The organism is Deinococcus grandis, assembly GCF_001485435.1.
Taxonomy (GTDB): domain Bacteria; phylum Deinococcota; class Deinococci; order Deinococcales; family Deinococcaceae; genus Deinococcus; species Deinococcus grandis.
The window spans coordinates 3,114,272-3,134,386 of the sequence record NZ_BCMS01000001.1 but is presented as its reverse complement, the minus strand read 5'-3'; the positions used below and the strand labels follow the sequence as shown (position 1 = coordinate 3,134,386).

The window sequence follows — 20,115 nt, the reverse complement described above, 5'->3', positions numbered from 1 at the left end:
TGACCGTCAGGCCAGGACAGGCTCGCCGGGCTGGTCCTCGTACTGGCGGGCCTGGAGGGCCCACAGGTCGGTGTACTCGCCGCCGCGCGCGAGGAGGGCGGCGTGGGTGCCGTCCTCTATGATCTGCCCGGCTTTCATGACGAGGACCCGGTCGGCCATCAGGACGCTGCCGAGGCGGTGCGTGACGAGCAGCGTGGTGCGGCCGCGCGCCAGGCCAGCGAAGGTGCCGAACACTTCGGCCTCGCTGCGGGGGTCGAGGGCGGCGGTGGGTTCGTCGAGGATCAGCACGCGGGCATCCCGGTACAGGGCGCGGGCGGTGGCGAGTTTCTGCCACTGGCCGCCGGAGAGGTCCGCGCCGCCGAACGCCTGCCCCAGGCGGGTGTCGAGCGTGCGGGTGTCCGTCAGGACGGTGTTCAGGCCGCTGCCCTGCACGGCGGCGTTCAGGCGCGCGTCGTCCTGCGGCTGCCCCAGGAGGATGTTCTCGCGCAGCGTCCATTCGAAGCGGGCGAAGTCCTGAAAGACGGCGGCGACGCCCGCCCGCCAGTCGTTCAGGTCGAGGTCGCGCAGGTCGGTCTGCGCGGCGCCCGTGCCGATCAGGATGCGCCCGGCGGTGGGGTCGTAGTAGCGCAGGAGCAGCTTGATCAGGGTGCTCTTGCCCGCGCCGTTCTCACCGACGATGGCGACGGTCTGCCCGGCGGGGATGGTCAGGGTCACGTCCCGCAGCGCGGGCGGCTGGTCGCGGTACGCGAAGCTCACGTGCTCCAGGGTGATCGTGCCGCCGGCGGGCATGGGCTGGGGCCGGGCGGGGCTCTGCACGCCGCCGGGGGCGTTCAGGAACGCGTCCAGCTTGGCGAACCAGCTCAGGTGCTGCGTGCCGATGCTGCCCATCTCGGCCAGGCCGCTCAGTTCCTGCCGCAGGGCGGCCAGGGCCGTGACGACCAGCGCCACGCTGCCCGCCCCGACCCGCCCGGCCTGCGCCTGCGCGACCACGAACGCGAACAGACCCCCGGTCACCAGCAGGGACAGCGCCTCGAAGGGCAGTAGCGCCAGCAGGCCGCGCGTGCGCTGGGCGCGCAGGGTGTTCTGGTACGCGCGGGTGCGGGTCAGCGCCTCGCGTTGCAGGTGCGGGGCGAGGCCGTACAGGCGGACCTCCTTGGCGTACTCGTGCCGCAGCGCCACGCGGGACAGGTAGTTCACCTCGCGCGCCTCGGGGGTGTTCTGGATGAACAGGCTCCAGCCCAGTCGGTAGAACTGCATCTGCCGGGACAGCAGCGGCAGCAGGCCCGCCACGACCACCAGCGGCACCCACCACCCGACCAGCAGCAGCGTGGCCGCCACGCTGATCGCCGCCACGACGTTCCGCAGGGCGTACACCAGCGTGGACAGCAGGTTCAGCGGCCGGTGACTGGCACCGCCTTGCAGCACCTCGATGTCGTCGTGGAACTGTGGGTCTTCCAGCACGTCCAGGCCCTGCAATTCGGTCATGCGGCGTATCAGGCGCTGGTTCACGTGCAGGGTGTAGTGATCGGCGGCGACGCCCTGCATGACCTGCGTGACGGTCGCCGTGACCTGCGACAGCAGCGCTGCGCCCGCCCACGCGCCCGCCAGCGCCGGGAGGTTCACGCTCTGCCCGGCCAGCAGCCCGCTCACGCCGTCCACCGTCCACTTCCCGATCAGGATGGTCACGGCGGGCAGCGCGCCCTGCGCCGCACCACTCAGGAACAGGCCCGCCGTGACGAGCGGCTGGGCGCGCCACAGGTCCGGCAGGGTCAGGCGCAGGGTGCGCCACAGGTCACGGGCAGGCAGCGAGGGCTGGGTCATGGGAGGCCCGCAGCCTACGGGAACGCACCCGGGGCGTGGGCCGCAGGTGCGCTTGACGGGCCCGGGCTCAGCGCCCAGGTTTCTCCAGGCGGACGACCAGCATGGGTTCACGGTGCGCATTCAGCTTGCCGTGTTCGTCCAGGATCAACCCCGCGGCCTCCTGCTGCGCGGCATCCAGGGTGGCGGCGTGGGCGCGCAGCGCCGCGACCGTGTCGGGCGTGCAGCCGCTCTGCGCGGTCCACCAGTCGAACGGCAGTTCATACGGCACGATTTTGTGCGCGGCCCAGGTGAAGCCCGCCTGGGCACTCAGGGCCTGCCACGCCTGCACGGGGCGCTGCGCGTGGTGACTGGGATCCCGCAGGCGCTGATAGGTGTCGGTCCAGGCCTGCACCTCTGGGCTGGGGCTGACCTGATCGGCGATCACCAGCCGCCCGCCGGGCCGCAGTACCCGCCACGCTTCGGCCAGGAAGTGATCCAGGTGCACGAAGTGGTGGGGGGCGTGCCGGGATGTGACGAGCGTGAAGGTGCCGTCGGGGAAGGGCAGGGCCTCGGCGTCCCCGGAGCGGAAGGTGGCGTTGTTCAGCCGTTCGCGCGTGGCCCGCTCGCGGGCGTGGGCCAGCATGGCGTCCGCCACGTCCACGCCGGTCACGTCCTGCACGAACGGCGCCAGAGCCAGCGCGGTGTTCCCGGTGCCGGTCGCCACGTCCAGCGCGTGGTCACCGGGGGTGGGGGCGGCCAGGCGCAGCAGAACCGGCAGGCTGGGCCCGGCGCGGTGGAACTCGCTGGTGGCGTAGCGGTCGGCGTGAGCGTTGAACTGCGCGGCGCTGCGGTCGGTCATGCCCGCATGGTGCGCCCCTTGCCCCCCGGCGCGCCAATCACGGGCACAGGGGAGGGGTATAACGGTTCGTGATGGCCTCGCTGGAGCTGTTCCGGTTGTTCGTCGCGGTGTACCGCGCGGGCAGCGTCAGTGGCGCCGCCCGCGACCGGCACCTGACGCAGCCCGCCGTGAGCGCGCAGATCGCGGCGCTGGAAGCGCGCGTGGGCGAACCGCTGTTCCGGCGCACGCCGCGCGGCATGCAGCCCACCGAGCGCGGTCAGCTGCTGTACGCGCAGGTGGAAGCCGGGGTGGATCAGCTGCACGCCGCTGACCGCACCCTGCGCGGGTACGTGCCGGGCGCGCTGCCCCTGCGGGTGGGCGGCCCGGTGGATGCGCTGCGCGCGCTGCTCCCGGCCCTGTGCGGCGGGGCCGGGGCGGCTGCGGGATTGCATCTGAGCGTCGCGCCGGACGCGGCGCTGCTGACCGGCCTGCGCGAGGGCAGCCTGGACGCCGTTCTCGCGTCCCGCGTGCCGGACGGGCGGGCCCTGAGTGCCGCGCCGGTCGCGGACGTGCCGTTCACGTTGATCGTCCCGGTCGGCTGGGAGGCCGCGCCGCTGGAACCCGCGGCGCTGGGCGCTTGGCTGAACGCCCGGCCGTGGGTGAGTTACAGCGTCGAGCGGCCCACCACCCGCCGCTGGTTCGCCGGGACGCTCGGCGTGCGCTTCGCGGCGCGGGCGGCGCTGACCGTGCCGGATCTGGCGGCGGTGGTGCAGGCGGTGGGTCTGGGGGCGGGTGCCAGTCTGGTGCCCCGCTGGGCGGCGCTGGACGCCCAGCGCAGCGGTCAGGTGACCGAACTCGAACTGCCCGGCGCGGGTGGTGCGGGGGGCACCCGCTGGGCCCTGCTGAGCCGCGCGGCAGATGAGCGCCGCCCGGAACTGCTGGCCCTGGTGGGGGCGCTGCGGCACCGGGCGGCATGCCTGGGGGTCAGTTCAGGGTCTTGATGTACGCTTGCAGGTCCGCGACCTGCGCGTCGCTGATCTGCGCCTCGCCGAAGCGGGGCATGGTCGCGGACAGTTCGCGGTCGGGGGTCTTGCCTTCCCGCAGGGTGGTGGTGAACTGCGCCAGCGTCCAGCTCTTGGGACCGTCGGCGGTCACGAGGCTGGGCCCGATCTGACCCTGGCCGTTCGCACCGTGGCAGCCCGCGCAGTTGCCCACGTACACGGTCTGTCCGGCCTGGGCGTCCCCGGCGGCCCCGGTGTCGCCCGCCGTGTCCGCGGCGCCGCCAGTGGCCGCCTCACCCGCGGCGCTGCTGGCGCCCTCACCGGCCGCCATGTCTCCAGAGGCCGCGTCCCCCGAGGCCGCCTCGCCCGCTGCGCTCTCGCTGGCGCCCGCTTCGCTCTTGCCCGCGTCGGCGGGGCCGTTCTCGTTGGCGTTGGCGGGCGCGGTGCTCGCGGGGGTGGCCTCGGCCGGTTTGCCCATCAGCTGCGGCGTGGCGATCAGCAGGCCCACGCCCAGGATCAGGCCCAGCGTCACGCCCAGCCCCCAGGAGGCTGCGCTGCCCCGCACCCACTGGTCCCGCCGGGCGGCGGGAGTCTGGCCCTGCTGCGGGGTGGGACGCTGCTCGTCACGGCGGGCCGGGGTGGAGTGTGGTGCGTTCATGCGCGGAGCATACCGCCCGGTCAGGCGGACAGCTGCCCCCCGTCTCATGAGCGATCCTTCATGCAGTGCTGAGTGTCACAGCAGCGGTGCCGGCGGTGCGGCGCGGTCCTCGTCCGGCCACCACTGCCGCGTGGCGAGGTCGCAGCGGCCGTCCCTGAATTCCACGCCCTCGGCCATCAGCAGGCGTTCCTGCATGTCCCCGAAGCCGACCTTGTGGGTGCTGACGCGGCCCTGCGCGTTGATGACCCGCTGCCACGGCAGATCTGATCCGCCGACCAGCGAGTTCAGCACGAAGCCCGCCTGCCGCGCCGCGCCGGGATTCCCGGCGAGTAAGGCCAGCTGCCCGTAGGTCATGACGCGGCCCTCGGGAATGCGGGCCACCAGGGCCAGGACGCGCTCGCGGAAGCCGGGGGTCGGGTCGGTGGTGCCGGGACTGGTCATGCGCGCATTCTGGCAGGCAGGCGAGGGCTGCGGTCAGGTCGGCGCTTCACGGTAGAGAGGCGGCGGGTCAGCGTTTCGCGGCGGTGTGACGGCGGGTCAGCGTTTCGCGGCGGTGGGCGTGGCCTCGGCCGACGCGCCGTCGGCGGTCACGCCACTGACGAGCGCCTCGCGGATGCCCTGCGCGATGCCCAGCGCCACGCGGTCCAGGTAGTTGCTGTCCTGCAGGTTCTGCCCGTCCACGGGGTGACTGGCGAAGCCGATCTCGACCAGGGCGGCGGGGACGCGGCTGTTGCGCAGCACGCTCAGGGACTGGGTGTTCTTCAGGCCCTTGTCGAACGCACCGGTCTGCTGCACCATCTGCGTCTGGAGCAGTGCGGCCAGGGCGCTGCTGCGCGCGTGGTTGGGGTTCCACCACGTCTCGATGCCGTAGCCGCGCAGGGCGGCGGAGGCGTCCAGGGCGTTCACGTGGATGCTGACGAACAGTGCGGTGCCGGGGGTGCCCATCGCGGCGCGCATCTGCAGGTCCGTGTTCTTCACGGGGTGCAGTTCACGGTCGCTGTCGCGGGTCAGGACGACGTCCACGCCCGCGGCGCTCAGCAGGTCGCGGACGCGCAGCGCGACGTCCAGCGTGACCTGTTTTTCCACGACCGTGCCGACCGCGCCGGGGTCCTTGCCGCCGTGACCGGGGTCGATCACCACGCGGGGTTTCACGAGGCTGGTGCTCAGGGCAAGCAGCGCGGTGGGGCGCGCGGCGAACTGCGGGGCGACGGCCTGCACGGCGCGCTGGCTGGCGGTCAGGGGGGTGCGGTCGGCCAGGGCGGGCGACAGGTCCAGGACCAGCCGGGACAGGTCGCCGCTGGCGGGCGGCAGGAGCTGTGCGCGCCAGCCGCTGCGGTCGGTGGTGCGCCCGGCGGTGCTCAGGGTGATGGCGGCGCCCTGAGCGGTGGGTGCATAGGTCCAGCCGCGCAGTTCGGGGCTGACCCCTGTGGCCTGCTGGGGGGCGGCGCTCACGCCGGTCAGGGTGATGGTCAGGCCGACCGCGCCGGTCGCGATGCGGTAGGCGCTGCCCGGGGGCAGGTCGAGCACCACGCGGGTCTGCCCCGGGCTCTTGCCGATGCGTGGCGCGCCCAGGGCGGCGGGGCGGGCGGGGCCGGGCACGCTGCCCTGCAGGGCGCTGGGCTGCGCGGGATTGCTGCCGTCCAGGGTGGGGGCGGGCAGGGGCACGTTCACGCTGCCGCTGACCTGATCGCCGGGCGGGAGACTGCCGGGCAGCGGGCCGTTCAGGACGGTCTGCGCGGCGGCGCTGGTGGGCGCGGTGGTGAGAACCTGGCCGCGCACGCTGGTGCCGGCGCCGCCGCTGACGCCCGGCCCGAGTTCCAGGATCAGGACGCGCTTGCCGGTGGCGAGGGTGGCCTCGCTGGCGCGCCAGCCGTCGCTGGGGGCCAGGGGGTAGGGGGTGATCAGGGTGGCCTGCCCGGCCCCGGCGCGGTACTCGCTGACGCTGGCGCCCAGTTTCGCGCTGATGGCGGGCTGCACGCGCGCGCCCTGCACGTCGAGGCGCAGCCCGCCGAAGGTGGGGGTCAGGGCGTACGTGACGCCGGCCGGGAGGTCGAACACGACGCGGGTGACGCTGCCCTGGCTGCTCACGCGGGGGTTGCCGAAGGTGGCGGCGCTGTCGGGCGTGACGGCGCCGGGGGTCGTGATGGGCGCGAGGCTGGGCACGTTGATGCCGGGTGCGCCGGGGGTGAAGGGGGTCGCGCCCTGGGCGAGGCTGCCGGTCGCGACCGTGAACAGCAGGCCAGATGAGAGCAGGATGGCTGTTCGCTTCATGTGCCTTTTACTGTACGGGACGGCGGTGAGAACTCCGGGTGGGCCCTCATGGGGGTGTCGTCAGCCAAAAGTGTGATCGTGACGGGATTTTCTGGGCCTGATTCTCATGAGCCGGTGCGGATGAACCCCTCTTCATGAGGTGGCGGCTGTGTTGTGGTCCGGACCAGCACGGCAGGAACAGATTTGATGGTTTATTTTACAAAGTATGGTAGAATCCAGGGCATGACTCAGCTCTTCACCCCCTCCGCCCCGGACCGGCTGCGCGTGGACATCTGGTCGGACGTCGCCTGCCCCTGGTGCTACATCGGCAAACGCCGCTTCGAACAGGCCCTCACGGCCTTCCCGCACCGCGATCAGGTCGAGGTCGTCTGGCACGCCTTCGAACTCGACCCGGGCACGCCCCCCGAACACCCCCTGACCATGCGCGACGCCCTGGCGAAGAAATACGGCCGCACCGCCGAGGACGCCCAGGGCATGATGGACCACGTCACCCGCACGGCCGCCGGGGAGGGCCTGGAATACCACTTCGAGCGCGCCCGCCTGGGCAACACCTTCTCCGCGCACCAGCTCATCCACCACGCCGCGCAGCACGGCAGGCAGGACGCCATGAAGGAACGCCTGCTGCGCGCCTACATGAGTGACGGCGACCTCGTCAGCGACCTCGACACCCTGGTCCGCCTCGCGCAGGAGGTCGGCCTGGACGGCAGCGAGGCCCGCGCGGCCCTGCTCGACGGCCGCCATGCCCACGCCGTGCGCCAGGACGAGGCGCAGGCCCAGGCGCTGGGTATCAGCGGCGTGCCGTTCTTCGTGCTGGGCGGCAAGTACGGCGTCAGCGGCGCGCAGGACCCCCAGACGCTGCTCGGCGCGCTGAATCAGGTCTGGCAGGAAACCCACCCCGCTCCCCTCCAGATGCTCGGCACCGAGACTCTCGCGGACGGCTGCGAGGACGGCCAGTGCGCCGTGCTCGAACGCGCCTGACCGGAACCCGACACGCATGGAGCACGCCCCCGGCTCGACTGGCCGGGGGCGTGCTCCGTGCGGTTCAGGCCGGGTCGGGCGCGAGCTGCCCGCTGGGCGCCGGGCCGTCCTCGGGGTCGGGGCGCGTGCCCACCTCCAGGGGGGGCAGGGTACCGCCGGCCAGCACGGTCTGCAGCTCCTCGCCGCTGAGGCTCTCGCGGGCGACCAGTTCGTCGGTCAGGCGGTGCAGGATATGCGCGTGCTCGGTCAGCAGGCCCAGCGCCCGCTCGAACTCCCCGTTCAGGATGCGGCTGACCTCCGCGTCGATCCGTTCGGCGGTGTGGTCGCTGTACACGCCCTGATGCGGCCCGAACCCCAGGTAACTGCCGCTCTCCTGCGCCAGCGCCAGCTGTCCCACGTCACTCATGCCCCACTCGGTCACCATGCGCCGCGCCAGCCCGGTCGCCTGCTGGAAGTCGTTCGCGGCCCCCGTCGTGACCTGCCCGGTCGCGACCTGCTCGGCGGCGTGCCCGGCCAGCGCCACGCAGATGCGGTCCAGCAGCGCCGCCCGCGTGTAGTGCATGCGGTCCTCCGGGGTGTACAGCGCGCTGCCCAGACTGCGCCCACGCGGCACGACCGTCAGCTTGTGCGCCTTGTCCGCGTGCGGCAGGAGCTGGGCGGCGAGGGCGTGGCCGACCTCGTGGTAGGCGGTGACCTTGCGGTCGGCTTCGCGCACGACCATGCTGCGCCGTTCGGGGCCCATCAGCACCCGGTCACGCGCCTCGTCCACGTCCCGTCCCGTGATCCGGGTCCGCCCCGACCGGGCCGCGAGGAGTGCTGCCTCGTTCAGCAGGTTCTCCAGGTCCGCGCCGACCATCCCGGCGGTGCGCCGAGCGATGACGCCCAGGTCCACGCTGGCGTCCAGCGGTTTCTTGCGGGCGTGGATGCGCAGGATCATCTCGCGGCCCCGCACGTCCGGTGCGTCCACGACCACCTGCCGGTCGAAGCGGCCCGGGCGCAGCAGGGCGGCGTCGAGCACGTCGGGGCGGTTCGTGGCGGCCAGGATGATGACCTCCTGCCCGGAAGAGAAGCCGTCCATCTCGACGAGCAGCTGGTTGAGGGTCTGTTCGCGTTCGTCGTTGCCGCCCTGCATGTTCATGCCGCGTTTGCGGCCGACAGCGTCGATCTCGTCGATGAAGACGATGCAGGGGGCGTTCTTGCGGGCCTGTTCGAAGAGGTCGCGGACGCGGGCGGCGCCGACGCCGACGAACATCTCGACGAAGTCACTGCCGCTGATGCTGAAGTAGGGCACCCTCGCTTCACCGGCGACCGCCTTGGCCAGTAACGTCTTGCCGGAGCCGGGGGGGCCGACCAATAACACACCGTGGGGGATGCGGGCGCCGAGCTGGTGGTAGCGGTCGGGGTGGCGGAGGAAGTCGACGACCTCCTGCAGGTCGGCCTTGGCCTCGTCGCAGCCGGCGACGTCGCCGAAGGTGAGTTTGATCTGCCCCTCGCTGATCACCGCCGCCCGCGACCGCCCGAAGGTGCTCGCCGCGTCTGTCCCGCCGCCCTGACGGCTGCGCAGCAGCAGCACGATCAGGCCCACGATCAGCGCCAGGGTCAGCAGGAGGCTCAGGGCGCCCAGCACGCTCAGGCGGGGCGGCGCGCCGTACGACACGTTCACGCCCCGCGCCTGCAGCGACTCCAGGTTCAGCAGCGGGTCCGCCGCGAGGGTCCGCGTGCGGTACGGCCCGCCGTCCAGCGCGCCCGTCACGACCGCCGTGCCGTTCTGGAACGTGATCGTTGCGGTTCTCACCTGCCTGCCGTCCAGCGCCCGCGCGAACGCCGTGACGTCCAGCTCGCCGCTCTGCGCGCGCGGCCACAGCACCCACGCCAGCAGCAGTGCCAGCACCGCCCCCCCAGCCACCCACAGCCAAGTTCCGCGCTTCATGCCCCAGTCTAAGCCGCGCGCCGCGCCCCACACTGCGACGCAGCCCGGCATCCGCACCCGCCGGGGGCACCCTTCACGCAGCGCTGATCAACGCGCCCCGGGGCAGACGTCCGTCAGGTTCGCGGGGCATACTCTACCGGTGCTGTCCGCCCGCCCCGCCCACCACCACCGCGCCCGCCGCGCCCGTTTCCGAACGGCGCTGCTCACCAGCCTGAGCCTGCTCACGCCGCCCCTGACGGGCGGCGCGTCCCTGCTGCTGCTGACCGCGCCCGCCGCCCACGCCGCCCAGCCCGCCCTGGGCAGCGTGCAGCTGACCTTCAGCGTCGACGACACCGACCTGTACGTGAACGGCGCCCCGCAGCGCTGGCAGAGCCCGCCGCGCAACATCGCCGGGCGCACCATGCTCCCGCTGCGCGAGACGGCCGCGCTGCTCGGGCAGCCCCTCCAGGCCAGCGGCACCCAGGTGCAGCTCGCCCGACTGAGCCTCGACACCCGCAGGAACACCGCGTCCCTGAACGGCGCCGCGCAGCCCGCCGGGACGGTCGCCAGCGTCGGCACCGTCACGTACGTCAGTGCCCGCACCCTCGCCGACGCCCTGAACGCCAACCTGACCGGCGACGACACCGGACGCGGCTTCACCCTGACCGCCCTGCGCGACGGCGGGAACCCCATGAGTCCCCAGGCGCGCTTCAGCACCGACAAGAACGTGTACGCGCCCGGCGAGCGGGTCGTGTACACCGAGTACCCCTTCGACCCGGACGGCGCGGACATCACCGCCCGCCGCTGGACGGGTCGGCAGGACGTGTACTTCCAGCCCGGCACGTACACCGTGACCCTGACCGTCACGAACAGCCGCGGCCTGCAGAGCCAGCCCTTCACCCGCACCATCCGCGTGGAGGGCCAGCCGGTCGACACGCCCCTGACGTACGCCCTGAAGTACGCCCAGCCCGGCGACGCCTTCCCGGACCCGCGCATCCTCACGTACCCCGCCGCGCTGATCAGCCCGCAGGCCAGCCCCAGCTACCCGCTGCTGTTCAGTGACAGCCCCGAGGTGCCCGACCAGAGCGGCATCCTGTACCAGGACAGCGTCACGGGCCGCGCCCGGCTGCTCGGGTACCACCTGAACGGCCTGACCCGTCCGGCGCGGCTGTACGTCGTCGCCCGCAACCTCGAGAGCCGCCCGGTCGAGGTCCGCAGCGAACGCCTCGGCGAGACCGCCCCCACCCGCATCGAGAGCATCCTGGGGCAGGTGACGCTGCTGGAGTACTTCGCGTCCACCGGCGGCACCACCCTGACCCTCTCGCCCGGGCAGTCGGCCGCCGTGTACGCCAGCCCCACCCTGAGCGTCGGCAGCGGCGTGAACCTCATGCAGGACCTCAGCACCAGCGGCCGCGTGGAACTCACGTTCGTGATGCTCGAAGAGGGCCTGCCGCCCACCCCGCAGGTCATCCAGCAGCTGCCGTACCTGCGCCCCGACGGGCGGCACGTGCGCGGCACCTTCCCCGATGCCGTGCGCACCCTGCGCGTCACGCTGGGCGCCCTGCCCACCCGGTTGATCATCGGGGACGGGCGCGTGGACCCCGCCGTGACCGGCACCGACGCCCTGACCGGCCAGCCCGTCCGCCTGAGCGGTAACTACGGCGTGCTGTACGACCTGGAAGTCAACGGCGCCGCCGGGACCGCCGTGGCTCTCAGCCCCCGCGGCGGCCTGTACCGGGGCGCCATGAACATCCAGGACGGCCCGATCACGCAGACCATCAAGCTGCCCCGCACCGGCAACGCCCTGAAACCCGACGAGCCCGTGCTGCTGTGGCGCGCGCAGAGCGACCGCCTGAACATCGACTTCGTGCCCAGCAGCGGCAGCAACCTGCCCATCAGCCTCGTGTTCTACCGCGCGGGCCGCGCCGGAGCGGAAGGCGGCGTCATCAAGACCTACCGCCCCTGAGCGGGCGGGGGAGAGGGGCGCTTGCGGGACACCGCGGCGCCCCTCCCTGGCTGTTAAGCCGGGTGCCCGGCGAGCCAGTCGAGCACGTCCTGCGCGCTGCGGTCCGGCGGGAACACCGGATAGAACACGTGCTCGATCACGCCATCCCGCACGATCAGCGTCACGCGCCGCAGCAGCGTCTCGCTACCCGCCTGGAAGGTCGGCAGCCGCAGCTCCTGGCGGACCGCGCCCGCCGCGTCGGACAGCAGCGCGAACGGCAGGTGCAGCCGCGCCGCCGCCTCCCGCTGGTACGCGGTGTCCTGCACGCTCAGGCCGAACACCCGCGCGCCCGCCGCCCGCAGCTCCGCGTGATGATCCCGGAACGCGCACGACTGCGGCGTGCAGCCCCGCGCGCCGGGAATCAGGTCCCAGCCCTCCGGCATGGCCTGATCCGGACGCGCCGTCTTCGGGTACGCGTACACCACGGTGCGCCCTGGCAGGACCGACAGGTCATGGGCCGCGCCGTCCGTGCCGGGCAGCGCGTGCGCGGGCCAGCGCAGGCCGGGCAGGTGCGCGCACGCGCCGTCGTCGGTGGGCACGGGCAGGTCGGCCGGAAGGATGTGCGGGTCGGTCATGCCCGCGAGCATAGAGGACGCCGCCCCCACTGGTCGGGGGCGGCGTTCAGAGGTGGATGTTTACGCGCCGACGAGCGCTTTTTCCCAGCCGAAGACGGCCTTGTCGTCCACGGCGATGCTCTCGTTGCCGGCCTTGATGGTCGCGGCGAGCGCCTTGGTCTCGGGGAACAGTTTGGCGAAGTAGAACTTCGCGGTCTGCACCTTGCTGAGGTAGAAGCCGTCCCTGTCCTGCCCGGCGTCGATCCTGTCCTGGGCGACCTTGGCCATGCGGGCCCACAGGTAGCCGTACACGACGTGCCCGAAGTAGCGCAGGTAGTCCACGGCGGCGGCGTTGACCTCGTCGGCCCCGCCTTCCTGCATGGCCTTCTGGCCGATGACCATGGTGAGGCTGCCGAGCTGCTGCGCGGCCTTGCCCAGCTGGTTCACGTAGTCGCCGATGTGCTCGTCGCCTTCGTGTTCCTCGGCGAATTCCTGCAGGGTCGCGGCGAGTTTCTGGAGTTTCTTGCCGCCGTCCATCAGGACCTTGCGGCCCAGCAGGTCGAGCGCCTGGATGCCGTTGGTGCCCTCGTAGATCTGGCCGATGCGGGCGTCACGGACGAACTGCTCCATGCCCCATTCCTTGATGAAGCCGTGGCCGCCGTACACCTGCTGGCTCTGCACGGCGATGTTGAAGCCGTTGTCGGTCATGAATGCCTTGGCGATGGGGGTCAGCAGCGCGACCAGGTCGGCGGCTTCCTTGCGGGCCTTCTCGTCGGTGTGATGGTGTTCCACGTCGAGGCTCAGGGCCAGCCACATGGCCAGGGCGCGCCCGGCCTCGGTGTAGGCCTTGCCGGTCAGGAGCATGCGGCGCACGTCGGGGTGCACGATGATCGGGTCGGCCTGCTCGCCGGGGTTCACGCGGGGTTCGTGGCGCATCTGGGTGCGGTCCTTGGCGTAGGTCAGGGCGTTCTGGTACGCGACTTCCCCGAGGCCCAGGCCCTGCAGGCCGGTGCCGAGGCGGGCGGCGTTCATCATGATGAACATGTGGTTCATGCCCTTGTTGATCTCGCCGACCAGCCAGCCCCTGGCGCCGTCGAAGTTCAGCACGGCGGTGGCGTTGCCGTTGATGCCCATCTTGTGCTCGAGGCTGCCGCAGATCACGCCGTTGCGCTCGCCGGGCTTGCCGTCAGCGGTGGGGATGTACTTGGGCACGAGGAACAGGCTGATGCCCTTGGTGCCCTGGGGGCTGCCGTCCAGGCGGGCCAGCACGAGGTGCAGGATGTTGTCGGCCATGTCGTGCTCGCCGGCGCTGATGAAGATCTTCGTGCCGGTGATGGCGTAGGTGCCGTCGCCGTTGCCTACGGCCTTCGTGCGGATGATGCCCAGGTCGGTGCCGGCGTGGGGTTCGGTGAGGCACATGGTGCCGGTCCATTCGCCGGACACCAGCTTGGGCAGGTACAGGTCCTTGAGTTCCTGGCTGCCGACGGCGTGCAGGGCGCTGTACGCGCCGTGCGAGAGGCCGGGATACATGCTCCAGGCGACGTTGGCGCTGTTCATCATCTCGACCAGCACGTTGCTGATCAAGTGGGGCATGCCCTGACCGCCGAACGCGGGGTCGGCGTCCAGCGCGGGCCAGCCGGCGTCGCGGTACTTCTTGTACGCCGCCTTGAAGCCGGTGGGGGTGGTGACCTCGCCGTCGTCGTGGCGCACGCAGCCTTCGCGGTCGCCGACGACGTTCAGGGGCACCAGTTCGGTTTCCACGAAGCGGGCGGCCTCGTCGAGGACCTGTTCCAGGAGGTCCTGGTCGGCGGTCTCGTTCTGGGCGTAGTAGGGCATCTTCCCGAGTTGCTCGGGGGCGCCGAGGAGTTCGTTCATCAGGAACTTGATGTCGCGCAGGGGGGCCTTGTAGGTGGGCATTCGTGTGTCCTCCTTGGTGGGGGTTCGTCCGCTGGTGGACACAACCCGGCACTGTTAGTTGAACCGAGTATAAAACTTTTGGCGTGGAATGTCATGTGGGGCGGATTGCGATTCCCCCGTCCCACACCCGCCACCTGGGGGGCAGCGCCGCCGCACGCGGGCCCGCCGCCACTTTTCGGGTATGGTGTGAAGAATCATGAACTACCCAAGCCTGGTCTGGCACCTCAAGCGAACGGAGCTCTTCGCCGACCTTGAACTTGCCGAACTGGAGCGCGTGGCTGCCAGCACGCCGTACCGCTCCTACCAGCCCGGCGAAGTCATCTACCGCATGGACGACCCCGCCGACGCCCTGTACTTCGTGCGCAGCGGCCTCGTCAAGATCAGCAAACTCTTCCCCAACGGCAAGGAAGCCATTCTGGGCGTCATCGGACAGCACGACACCTTCGGCGAACTGCTGCTGCAACCCGAGGAACGCCGCCCCACCCAGGCCGAGGCCCTGGAACGCACCACCCTGATCGTCCTGCCCCGCGTGGAACTCCAGAAACTCCTGGCGACCAAGCCCGAACTGGCCATGAAACTCATCCGCCTGATGGCCGCCCGCCTGTTCGAGGCGCAGTCCTGGACCGCCACCGTCAGCGCCTACAGCGCCCCCGAACGCGTCGCCAGCCTGCTGTACCGCCTCGCGCGGGAATTCGGCCGCCCGCACAACCAGGGCGTCGAACTGAACCTGAAACTGAACCAGGAAGACATCGCCCGCATGGTCGGCGCCACCCGCGAGACCGTCAGCCACAGCCTGGGCAAGCTGAAGCAGGAAGGCGCCATCGTCCGCGCCCGCACGCCCATCATCGTGCGGATGGACGCCCTGAAGCAGTACATCGAACAGGGCAACTGATACGGACTCCGGTTGAAGGGTTTTGCAAACCTTTCAACCCGAGCGGAGCGAGCAGGAGAGAAACGGGTTCCGGGCGTGGAGTTGGCAACCCGGCGTCCTTCCGGGTTGTGAACGAAACAGACGGAATCCGTATGAGCCGGGTTCGCCCGCCCGCTGCATCTGCGCCGCCTTCCGGGGCGGCGCGCGCTTATGCTGCCGTATGTCCGTGCCCCGCGCCCCCCTGATCCGCGCCGCCACGCCCGCCGACGCCCCCGGCATCGCCGCCGTGCACGTCCAGAGCTGGCGCGACACCTACGCGGGGCTCCTCCCCGCCGACTTCCTGGCCCGCATGACCAGCCCCGAGACGCAGGCGCAGCGCGCCGCGTTCTGGACGGGCAACATCGCGGCCGGGCAGGACGCCGTGTTCGTCGCCGGGGACGCCGGGCAGATCGTGGCCTTCGCCTCCGCCGGGCCGCCGCGCGACCACCCGGGCTTCGACGCGGAACTCTTCACCCTGTATAGCCTGAAAGCCGCGCAGGGCGCAGGCACCGGTCGTGAGCTGCTGCGACAGGCGGCGCAGGCCATGCAGGCGCGCGGCGCGGCCAGCCTCGCCCTGTGGGTGCTGGACACCAACCCCACCCGCCACTGGTACGCCCGCCGGGGCGCCCACGAGTGCGGCGAGAAACAGGACGGCGCCCTGCGCGAGCTCCGCATGGGCTGGTCAGACCTCACGCCCCTCATGGGTGCGCCCACGTGACAGGCTCAGGCGCATGGCGACCGACCTCAAACCCACCGTCAGCCCGGCCCAGAGCCTCGACCTGCTCGACATCCGCCTGGGCCGCGTCCTGAACGCCGAACCCGCCCCCGGCACCCCGAAGCCCGCCTACCGCCTGACGGTCGACTTCGGGAAGTACGGCACGCGCGTCAGCGTGGGGCGCTTCACCGGGCACACCCCGCAGGAACTGATCGGCGCGCAGGTGCTGGGCGTCCTGAACTTCGAGCCCCGCCCCGTCGGGGACAGCGTGTCCGAGGTGCTGATCCTGGGCGTGCAGCTGCCCGGCGCGCCCAGCGGCGACGCCACCCCCCTGGTCCCGCTGCACGCCGCGAAACTGGGCAGCAAGGTGTTCTGAAGGGGTTGTGGGATGTGGGCTGTGGGGTGTGGGAAAAGCGCTGGACGCTCCTTCCCGGCGCAGTGTCGCCCGCTCAGCGGCGCAGTTTGCGGGCGGCCTCGTCCGGGGTGATCTCGCCGCGTTCCAGGCTGGCGAGCACCTCGGCCTGCGGGTCGGCCTGCTCTGGTTCGTAGCCGATGGCGCGCAGCAGCGTGTCGAACCGCGCCCGCACCGTGGGGTAGCTGATGCCCAGGACCCGCTCGACCTCCTTCAGGTTGCCGCGCACGCGGATGTACAGGCGCAGGAATTCCAGGTTCTCCGGGGTCAGCACCGCGAACTCGTTCAGTTCGAACACGCCGCGCACCGTCACGCCACTGGTCGGGAAGCGCAGCTCGGTCACCAGCGGGGACTCGGTCTCGTCGGGAAAGGGGAGGGGCAGGGGCCGCATCCTCCCACTGTACGCCCCACCTGATCAGCGCAGCCGGGTCACGAGGCGCGTCTCCGGGTCCGGCTGGTGTTCCAGGCGCAGGATGGGTGCGTCCGGGTACTCGGCGTACAGGCCCTCGCCCCACTCGATCACGCTGACGCGACTGCCGCGCACCAGTTCCTCGAGGTCCATCTCGAAGAGTTCCTGCACGTCCCGCACGCGGTAGGCGTCCACGTGCAGCACCTGCCCGCCGGGTGCGGGGTACACGTTCATCAGCGCGTACGTGGGACTCGTGACCGGCTCGGTGAAGCCGTGGGCGCCCACCAGTCCCTGCGTGAGGCTGGTCTTCCCGGCGCCCAGTTCGCCCTCCAGGAACAGCACGCCCCCCGCCGGGAGCGCCCCGGCCAGCGCCGCACCGAGCGCGTGCTGCTCGTGCAGGCCGCGCAGGACGCGGGACTCGCCGGGGGCCAGGGGCAGGGGAGAGGTGACGCTCATGCGCTCCAGTATCGCGCCGGGCGCCTACTCGCGCCAGATCGCCCAGTGGCTGTCCAGCGCGTCCATCTGCTCGGGCGTGCGGCCGCCCTGACGGATCAGGCTCAGGATCTGCCCGCGGTGGTGGCTGTCGTGCACGATGGTGTGCATCAGGAAGTGCGCCGGGTCGCTCCGGTACGTGCCCTCGCCCCACGGGTCGGCGAAGGGCTCGCCGGACGCGCGGTGCGCCTCCACGGCAGCAATCGCGGCGGCGTCCCCGGCGGCCAGGGCCTCCGGCAGGCTGGCAGCGGGGGCGTTCGCCCAGCGCCACTGCGGGTCGCCGTCGGCGTCCAGTTCATCGGGGTTCAGCAACTGTCTGGCGTGGTCGCGGCTCATGTTCCACAGCCAGCCCACCCGGAAGGTCGCCATGTGGCGCAGGTGCCGCTCGACAGTCCACCCGCCGTGCCCGTCGCTCAGGGCGAACTCCCCGGGCGTCAGGGCGGCGATCAGGGTGTCGTTCACGCGGGCGTTGCGGCGGAAGGCCTCGAGCAGCAGGGTCAGGTCGGTCATGCGGTCTCCGGAGGGGTCAGGGTAGCTGGCAGCGGATGCGTTTGGCGGGGCGCTGCGGCGCGGGGCGAGCCGGGGGCGGCGTGGGCGTCGGGGGGGCGGCGGGGGTCATGCGTCCTCCGGGGGTGGGTTCACGAAGGTGGCGGCGGACCGTCCGGTCTCCAGCGCGGGCAGATAGAACAGCAGGTCCAGTTGCGGCGGTTTCACGCCCTGGGTGCGCAGCAGCGCGGCGATCTGCGCCGTATGCCGCACCTCGTGCAGCAGGACGTGCCAGACCAGCCCGCTCAGCGTGAACTGCCGGTGACCCTCGGGCCAGTCGTCCAGCGTGACGGTGCGCTCCAGGTCAGCCTCCGTCAGGCTGCCGAGGTACGCGCGGGTGTCCGCCTCGACCGCCTGCCAGTACGCGGCGATAGCGTCCAGGCCGAGGGGCGTGCCGGGTCCAGTCACACCCGCCCCGATGTCCGGGAAGCGGTCCTGCACCATCGGGAGGCCCTGGAAGTCCCCGTGGATCCAGCCGTCCTCGACCTCGGCGGTGTGGACCAGCAGGTCCAGAATCGAGTGGAACCGCTCGCCGCGCAGCAGCGGCGACCGGAGCACGCCCTCCGGCGCGGCGCGCAGCGTGCCCAGCAGGTCGCGCCGCGCCCGGGTCAGGTGGTCGTACAGCGTGGCGGGGTCCATGGTTCAGCGCTCGTAGAAGGCGGGGGGTTCGGTGCCCAGCGCGCGCAGGTAGACGTACCCCTGGGCGCGGTGGTGGATTTCGTTGTCCACGGCGTAGATCGCGGCGACCCAGCCGGGCATCTCGCCCCACGGCAGGGCGTGCATCTGGTTGAAGAAGGCGGGGTCGGTGTGCGGGCCGTGCTGCTCCAGTTCGGCGCTCACCTCATCCCAGGCGGCCAGCAGCCCGGCCTTGTCGGTGGGGCCGCTCGCCCAGTCGGGTTCGGGCCACTCGCCGGTCCGCATGGCGGTGACGGTCATGGCGTCCACGAGGTGGATCTCGGTGGCCTGCGCGCCGAAGGGCCGCATGCCGCCCAGGCTGAAGGTGAACAGCTGATCGTCGGGGAAGGCCTCGATGACGCGGCGGGTCAGGGCGCGGTGCCCCTGCCAGTGAGTGACGAAGTCGGGAATGGACAGGGCGGGGGACACGGCGGGGACGGACGCGGCGGACGCGGTCATGGTGGAACCTCCTGGGGTTGAATCTGCCCCCAGCGTAACGCAGATTCCCGTCAGGATGTGACGTCAATTCCAGTTACCCTGAAGGCATGTACGACCCGAGCATGCGGGTACTGACCGTGCTGGAACTCCTCCAGGCGCACGAGGAGGTCAGCGGCGCCGACCTGGCCCGCCGCCTGGAGGTCAGCCCCCGTACCGTGCAGCGCTACGTCGCCCGCCTGCAGGACCTCGGCATTCCCGTCGAGGGCCGCCGGGGCGTGGGCGGCGCGTACCGCCTGAAGGCGGGCTTCCGCCTGCCACCCCTGATGTTCACGCCGGAGGAGGCGCTGGCCGCCGCGCTGGGCCTGCGCACCCTGCGCCACCTGGGCCTGCACGCCCTGGCCCCCGCCGCGCAGGCCGCCAGCGCGAAGCTGTCGCGCAGCCTCCCGCACGACCTGCGCGCCGACATGCTGGCCCTGGAGGGCAGCGTGCAGTTCGACACCGGCCCCTGGGTGGCGCCCACCGACGCGCACCTGCTGGCCGCGCTGCTGCGCGCCGTGCGGGACGCCTGCACCGTCACCTTCACGTACGCCGCCCCCGACGCCCCCGAGACGCGCCGGGACGCGGACGTGCACCGTGTGGTGCATCTGGAGGGCCGCTGGTACGCCGTCGCCCACTGCCACCTGCGCGCGGCGCGGCGCTCGTTCCGGCTGGACCGCATGAGCGCCCTGACCGTGCAGGCCCGCCACTTCACCCCTGAACCCGACTTCGACGCCGCCGCGTACCTGCGCTCCACGCTGCGCGCCCCGAAACCCACCTACGCCATCAGCGTGTGGCTCGACTGCCCCCCGGAGGACCTGCGCGGCCGGGTATCCACCTGGGGTACCGACCTGCGCCCCGACGCGCACGGCACGCGCCTGACCACCACCCGCGAGGGCCTGAGCGGCTTCGCGGCGTTCCTGCTGGGCCTGGACTGCGATTTCCGCGTGGATAGCCCCCCGGAACTGCGCGCCGAGTTCGCCCGGCTGGCCGAACGCTGCGCCGCGCACACCGGTAACGCGCTGTCCGGGCCCATCGGCCCTGCGTACACTGGGGCATGACCACGCCCACCAACGAGGACCTCGCGCAGGGGAAGGCGTACACGGCGCCCTGCATCACGGTGTATTACGACGCGCGGCGCTGCCTGCACGTCGCCAGCTGCGTGCGCGGGCTGTCGGAGGTCTTCGACCCGAAGGCCCGCCCGTGGATCCAGCCCGCCAACGCCGGGGCCGACGCGGTCGCGGCGGTCGTCCGCACCTGCCCTACCGGGGCGCTGCACTACGTCCTGGATGGACAGGAGGCCGAGATGCCCGACGAGACCACCACCATCACCCCCAGCCCCGACGGTCCCCTGATGATCAAGGGGAACCTCGTGATCGACACGCCCGGCGGCGAGAAGAGGGACGTGCGCGCCGCGCTGTGCCGCTGCGGCCACAGCAGCAACAAACCCTACTGCGACGGCACGCACGCGAAAGTCGGCTGGACCAGCGGCGAGGCGGGCGACCGCTGATGCGCCGCGTGGGACGATGTTCCGTCCTCGGGACGTAAACT

General features: G+C 71.9%; 21 protein-coding genes. 8 read left to right on the top strand and 13 right to left on the bottom strand.

Annotation, left to right across the window (positions count from 1 at the left end; genetic code table 11):
- Positions 1-6: 6 nt before the first annotated feature.
- Together DEIGR_RS15030 and DEIGR_RS15025 are read right to left on the bottom strand one after the other, a co-directional pair.
- Positions 7-1,821 (bottom strand): ABC transporter ATP-binding protein, encoded by a 1,815-nt coding sequence (locus DEIGR_RS15030; RefSeq protein WP_058978368.1) that lies wholly within the window; start codon positions 1,819-1,821, stop codon positions 7-9.
- Positions 1,822-1,888: 67 nt separating this feature from the next.
- Complete coding sequence (locus tag DEIGR_RS15025; protein WP_058978367.1) at positions 1,889-2,659, bottom strand: class I SAM-dependent methyltransferase; 771 nt, start codon at positions 2,657-2,659, stop codon at positions 1,889-1,891.
- Between the two features lie 71 nt (positions 2,660-2,730).
- On the opposite strand from DEIGR_RS15025, the gene DEIGR_RS15020 reads away from it, so the two are divergent.
- The gene (locus DEIGR_RS15020) at positions 2,731-3,639 is read left to right on the top strand and encodes a LysR family transcriptional regulator (protein WP_058978366.1); all 909 of its coding nucleotides are present in this window, start codon (positions 2,731-2,733) and stop codon (positions 3,637-3,639) included.
- Here the strand turns inward: DEIGR_RS15020 and DEIGR_RS15015 are convergent.
- The 3 genes from DEIGR_RS15015 to DEIGR_RS15005 all read right to left on the bottom strand — a co-directional run bounded on the left by DEIGR_RS15015 (position 3,623) and on the right by DEIGR_RS15005 (position 6,568).
- Positions 3,623-4,297 (bottom strand): c-type cytochrome, encoded by a 675-nt coding sequence (locus DEIGR_RS15015; protein WP_058978365.1) that lies wholly within the window; start codon positions 4,295-4,297, stop codon positions 3,623-3,625. The genes DEIGR_RS15020 and DEIGR_RS15015 overlap by 17 nt on opposite strands.
- A gap of 75 nt (positions 4,298-4,372) precedes the next feature.
- On the bottom strand, positions 4,373-4,738 hold the full coding sequence (locus DEIGR_RS15010; RefSeq protein ID WP_058978364.1) for an MGMT family protein: 366 nt from the start codon (positions 4,736-4,738) through the stop codon (positions 4,373-4,375).
- A gap of 96 nt (positions 4,739-4,834) precedes the next feature.
- Positions 4,835-6,568 (bottom strand): N-acetylmuramoyl-L-alanine amidase family protein, encoded by a 1,734-nt coding sequence (locus DEIGR_RS15005; protein WP_058978363.1) that lies wholly within the window; start codon positions 6,566-6,568, stop codon positions 4,835-4,837.
- Between the two features lie 222 nt (positions 6,569-6,790).
- Between DEIGR_RS15005 and DEIGR_RS15000 the strand changes: the two genes are divergently transcribed.
- Entirely contained in the window at positions 6,791-7,546 is a 756-nt protein-coding gene (locus DEIGR_RS15000) for a DsbA family oxidoreductase (protein ID WP_058978362.1), read from the top strand.
- A 64-nt stretch (positions 7,547-7,610) separates the two neighbouring features.
- Here the strand turns inward: DEIGR_RS15000 and ftsH are convergent, their stop codons facing one another.
- The gene (ftsH, locus tag DEIGR_RS14995; protein ID WP_058978361.1) at positions 7,611-9,476 is read right to left on the bottom strand and encodes an ATP-dependent zinc metalloprotease FtsH; all 1,866 of its coding nucleotides are present in this window, start codon (positions 9,474-9,476) and stop codon (positions 7,611-7,613) included.
- Positions 9,477-9,780: 304 nt separating this feature from the next.
- Between ftsH and DEIGR_RS14990 the strand changes: the two genes are divergently transcribed.
- The gene (locus DEIGR_RS14990) at positions 9,781-11,421 is read left to right on the top strand and encodes a stalk domain-containing protein (RefSeq protein WP_407638335.1); all 1,641 of its coding nucleotides are present in this window, start codon (positions 9,781-9,783) and stop codon (positions 11,419-11,421) included.
- A 53-nt stretch (positions 11,422-11,474) separates the two neighbouring features.
- On the opposite strand, the gene DEIGR_RS14985 is transcribed toward DEIGR_RS14990, so the two are convergent.
- Both DEIGR_RS14985 and DEIGR_RS14980 read right to left on the bottom strand, forming a co-directional pair.
- Complete coding sequence (locus DEIGR_RS14985; RefSeq protein WP_058978360.1) at positions 11,475-12,035, bottom strand: peroxiredoxin; 561 nt, start codon at positions 12,033-12,035, stop codon at positions 11,475-11,477.
- Positions 12,036-12,095: 60 nt separating this feature from the next.
- Positions 12,096-13,931, bottom strand: coding sequence for an acyl-CoA dehydrogenase C-terminal domain-containing protein (locus DEIGR_RS14980; RefSeq protein WP_058978806.1), 1,836 nt, complete (start codon positions 13,929-13,931; stop codon positions 12,096-12,098).
- 196 nt (positions 13,932-14,127) lie between these two features.
- On the opposite strand from DEIGR_RS14980, the gene DEIGR_RS14975 reads away from it, so the two are divergent.
- From DEIGR_RS14975 to DEIGR_RS14965, 3 genes are all read left to right on the top strand, one after another.
- The gene (locus DEIGR_RS14975) at positions 14,128-14,823 is read left to right on the top strand and encodes a Crp/Fnr family transcriptional regulator (RefSeq protein ID WP_058978359.1); all 696 of its coding nucleotides are present in this window, start codon (positions 14,128-14,130) and stop codon (positions 14,821-14,823) included.
- A 199-nt stretch (positions 14,824-15,022) separates the two neighbouring features.
- Positions 15,023-15,559 carry a GNAT family N-acetyltransferase gene (locus DEIGR_RS14970; RefSeq protein WP_058978358.1) on the top strand — a complete coding sequence of 179 codons (537 nt, stop codon included), beginning with the start codon at positions 15,023-15,025 and terminating at the stop codon, positions 15,557-15,559.
- Between the two features lie 13 nt (positions 15,560-15,572).
- Positions 15,573-15,932, top strand: coding sequence for a tRNA-binding protein (locus DEIGR_RS14965; protein ID WP_058978357.1), 360 nt, complete (start codon positions 15,573-15,575; stop codon positions 15,930-15,932).
- Positions 15,933-16,005: 73 nt separating this feature from the next.
- Here the strand turns inward: DEIGR_RS14965 and DEIGR_RS14960 are convergent, their stop codons facing one another.
- From DEIGR_RS14960 to DEIGR_RS14940, 5 genes are all read right to left on the bottom strand, one after another.
- Entirely contained in the window at positions 16,006-16,359 is a 354-nt protein-coding gene (locus tag DEIGR_RS14960) for a DUF2089 domain-containing protein (protein WP_046843876.1), read from the bottom strand.
- A gap of 24 nt (positions 16,360-16,383) precedes the next feature.
- Positions 16,384-16,833, bottom strand: a complete 450-nt coding sequence (gene tsaE, locus DEIGR_RS14955; protein ID WP_058978356.1) for a tRNA (adenosine(37)-N6)-threonylcarbamoyltransferase complex ATPase subunit type 1 TsaE — start codon at positions 16,831-16,833, stop codon at positions 16,384-16,386.
- A 24-nt stretch (positions 16,834-16,857) separates the two neighbouring features.
- Positions 16,858-17,379, bottom strand: a complete 522-nt coding sequence (locus DEIGR_RS14950; protein WP_058978355.1) for a DinB family protein — start codon at positions 17,377-17,379, stop codon at positions 16,858-16,860.
- 105 nt (positions 17,380-17,484) lie between these two features.
- Positions 17,485-18,054, bottom strand: a complete 570-nt coding sequence (locus DEIGR_RS14945) for a DinB family protein (protein WP_058978354.1) — start codon at positions 18,052-18,054, stop codon at positions 17,485-17,487.
- A gap of 3 nt (positions 18,055-18,057) precedes the next feature.
- The gene (locus DEIGR_RS14940; protein ID WP_058978353.1) at positions 18,058-18,549 is read right to left on the bottom strand and encodes a DinB family protein; all 492 of its coding nucleotides are present in this window, start codon (positions 18,547-18,549) and stop codon (positions 18,058-18,060) included.
- An 86-nt stretch (positions 18,550-18,635) separates the two neighbouring features.
- Here DEIGR_RS14940 and DEIGR_RS14935 point away from each other — a divergent pair, with 86 nt between their 5' ends.
- Entirely contained in the window at positions 18,636-19,625 is a 990-nt protein-coding gene (locus DEIGR_RS14935) for a helix-turn-helix transcriptional regulator (protein WP_058978352.1), read from the top strand.
- Positions 19,622-20,074 (top strand): (4Fe-4S)-binding protein, encoded by a 453-nt coding sequence (locus tag DEIGR_RS14930; protein WP_058978351.1) that lies wholly within the window; start codon positions 19,622-19,624, stop codon positions 20,072-20,074. The genes DEIGR_RS14935 and DEIGR_RS14930 overlap by 4 nt, the downstream gene beginning before the upstream one ends.
- Positions 20,075-20,115 lie beyond the last annotated feature (41 nt).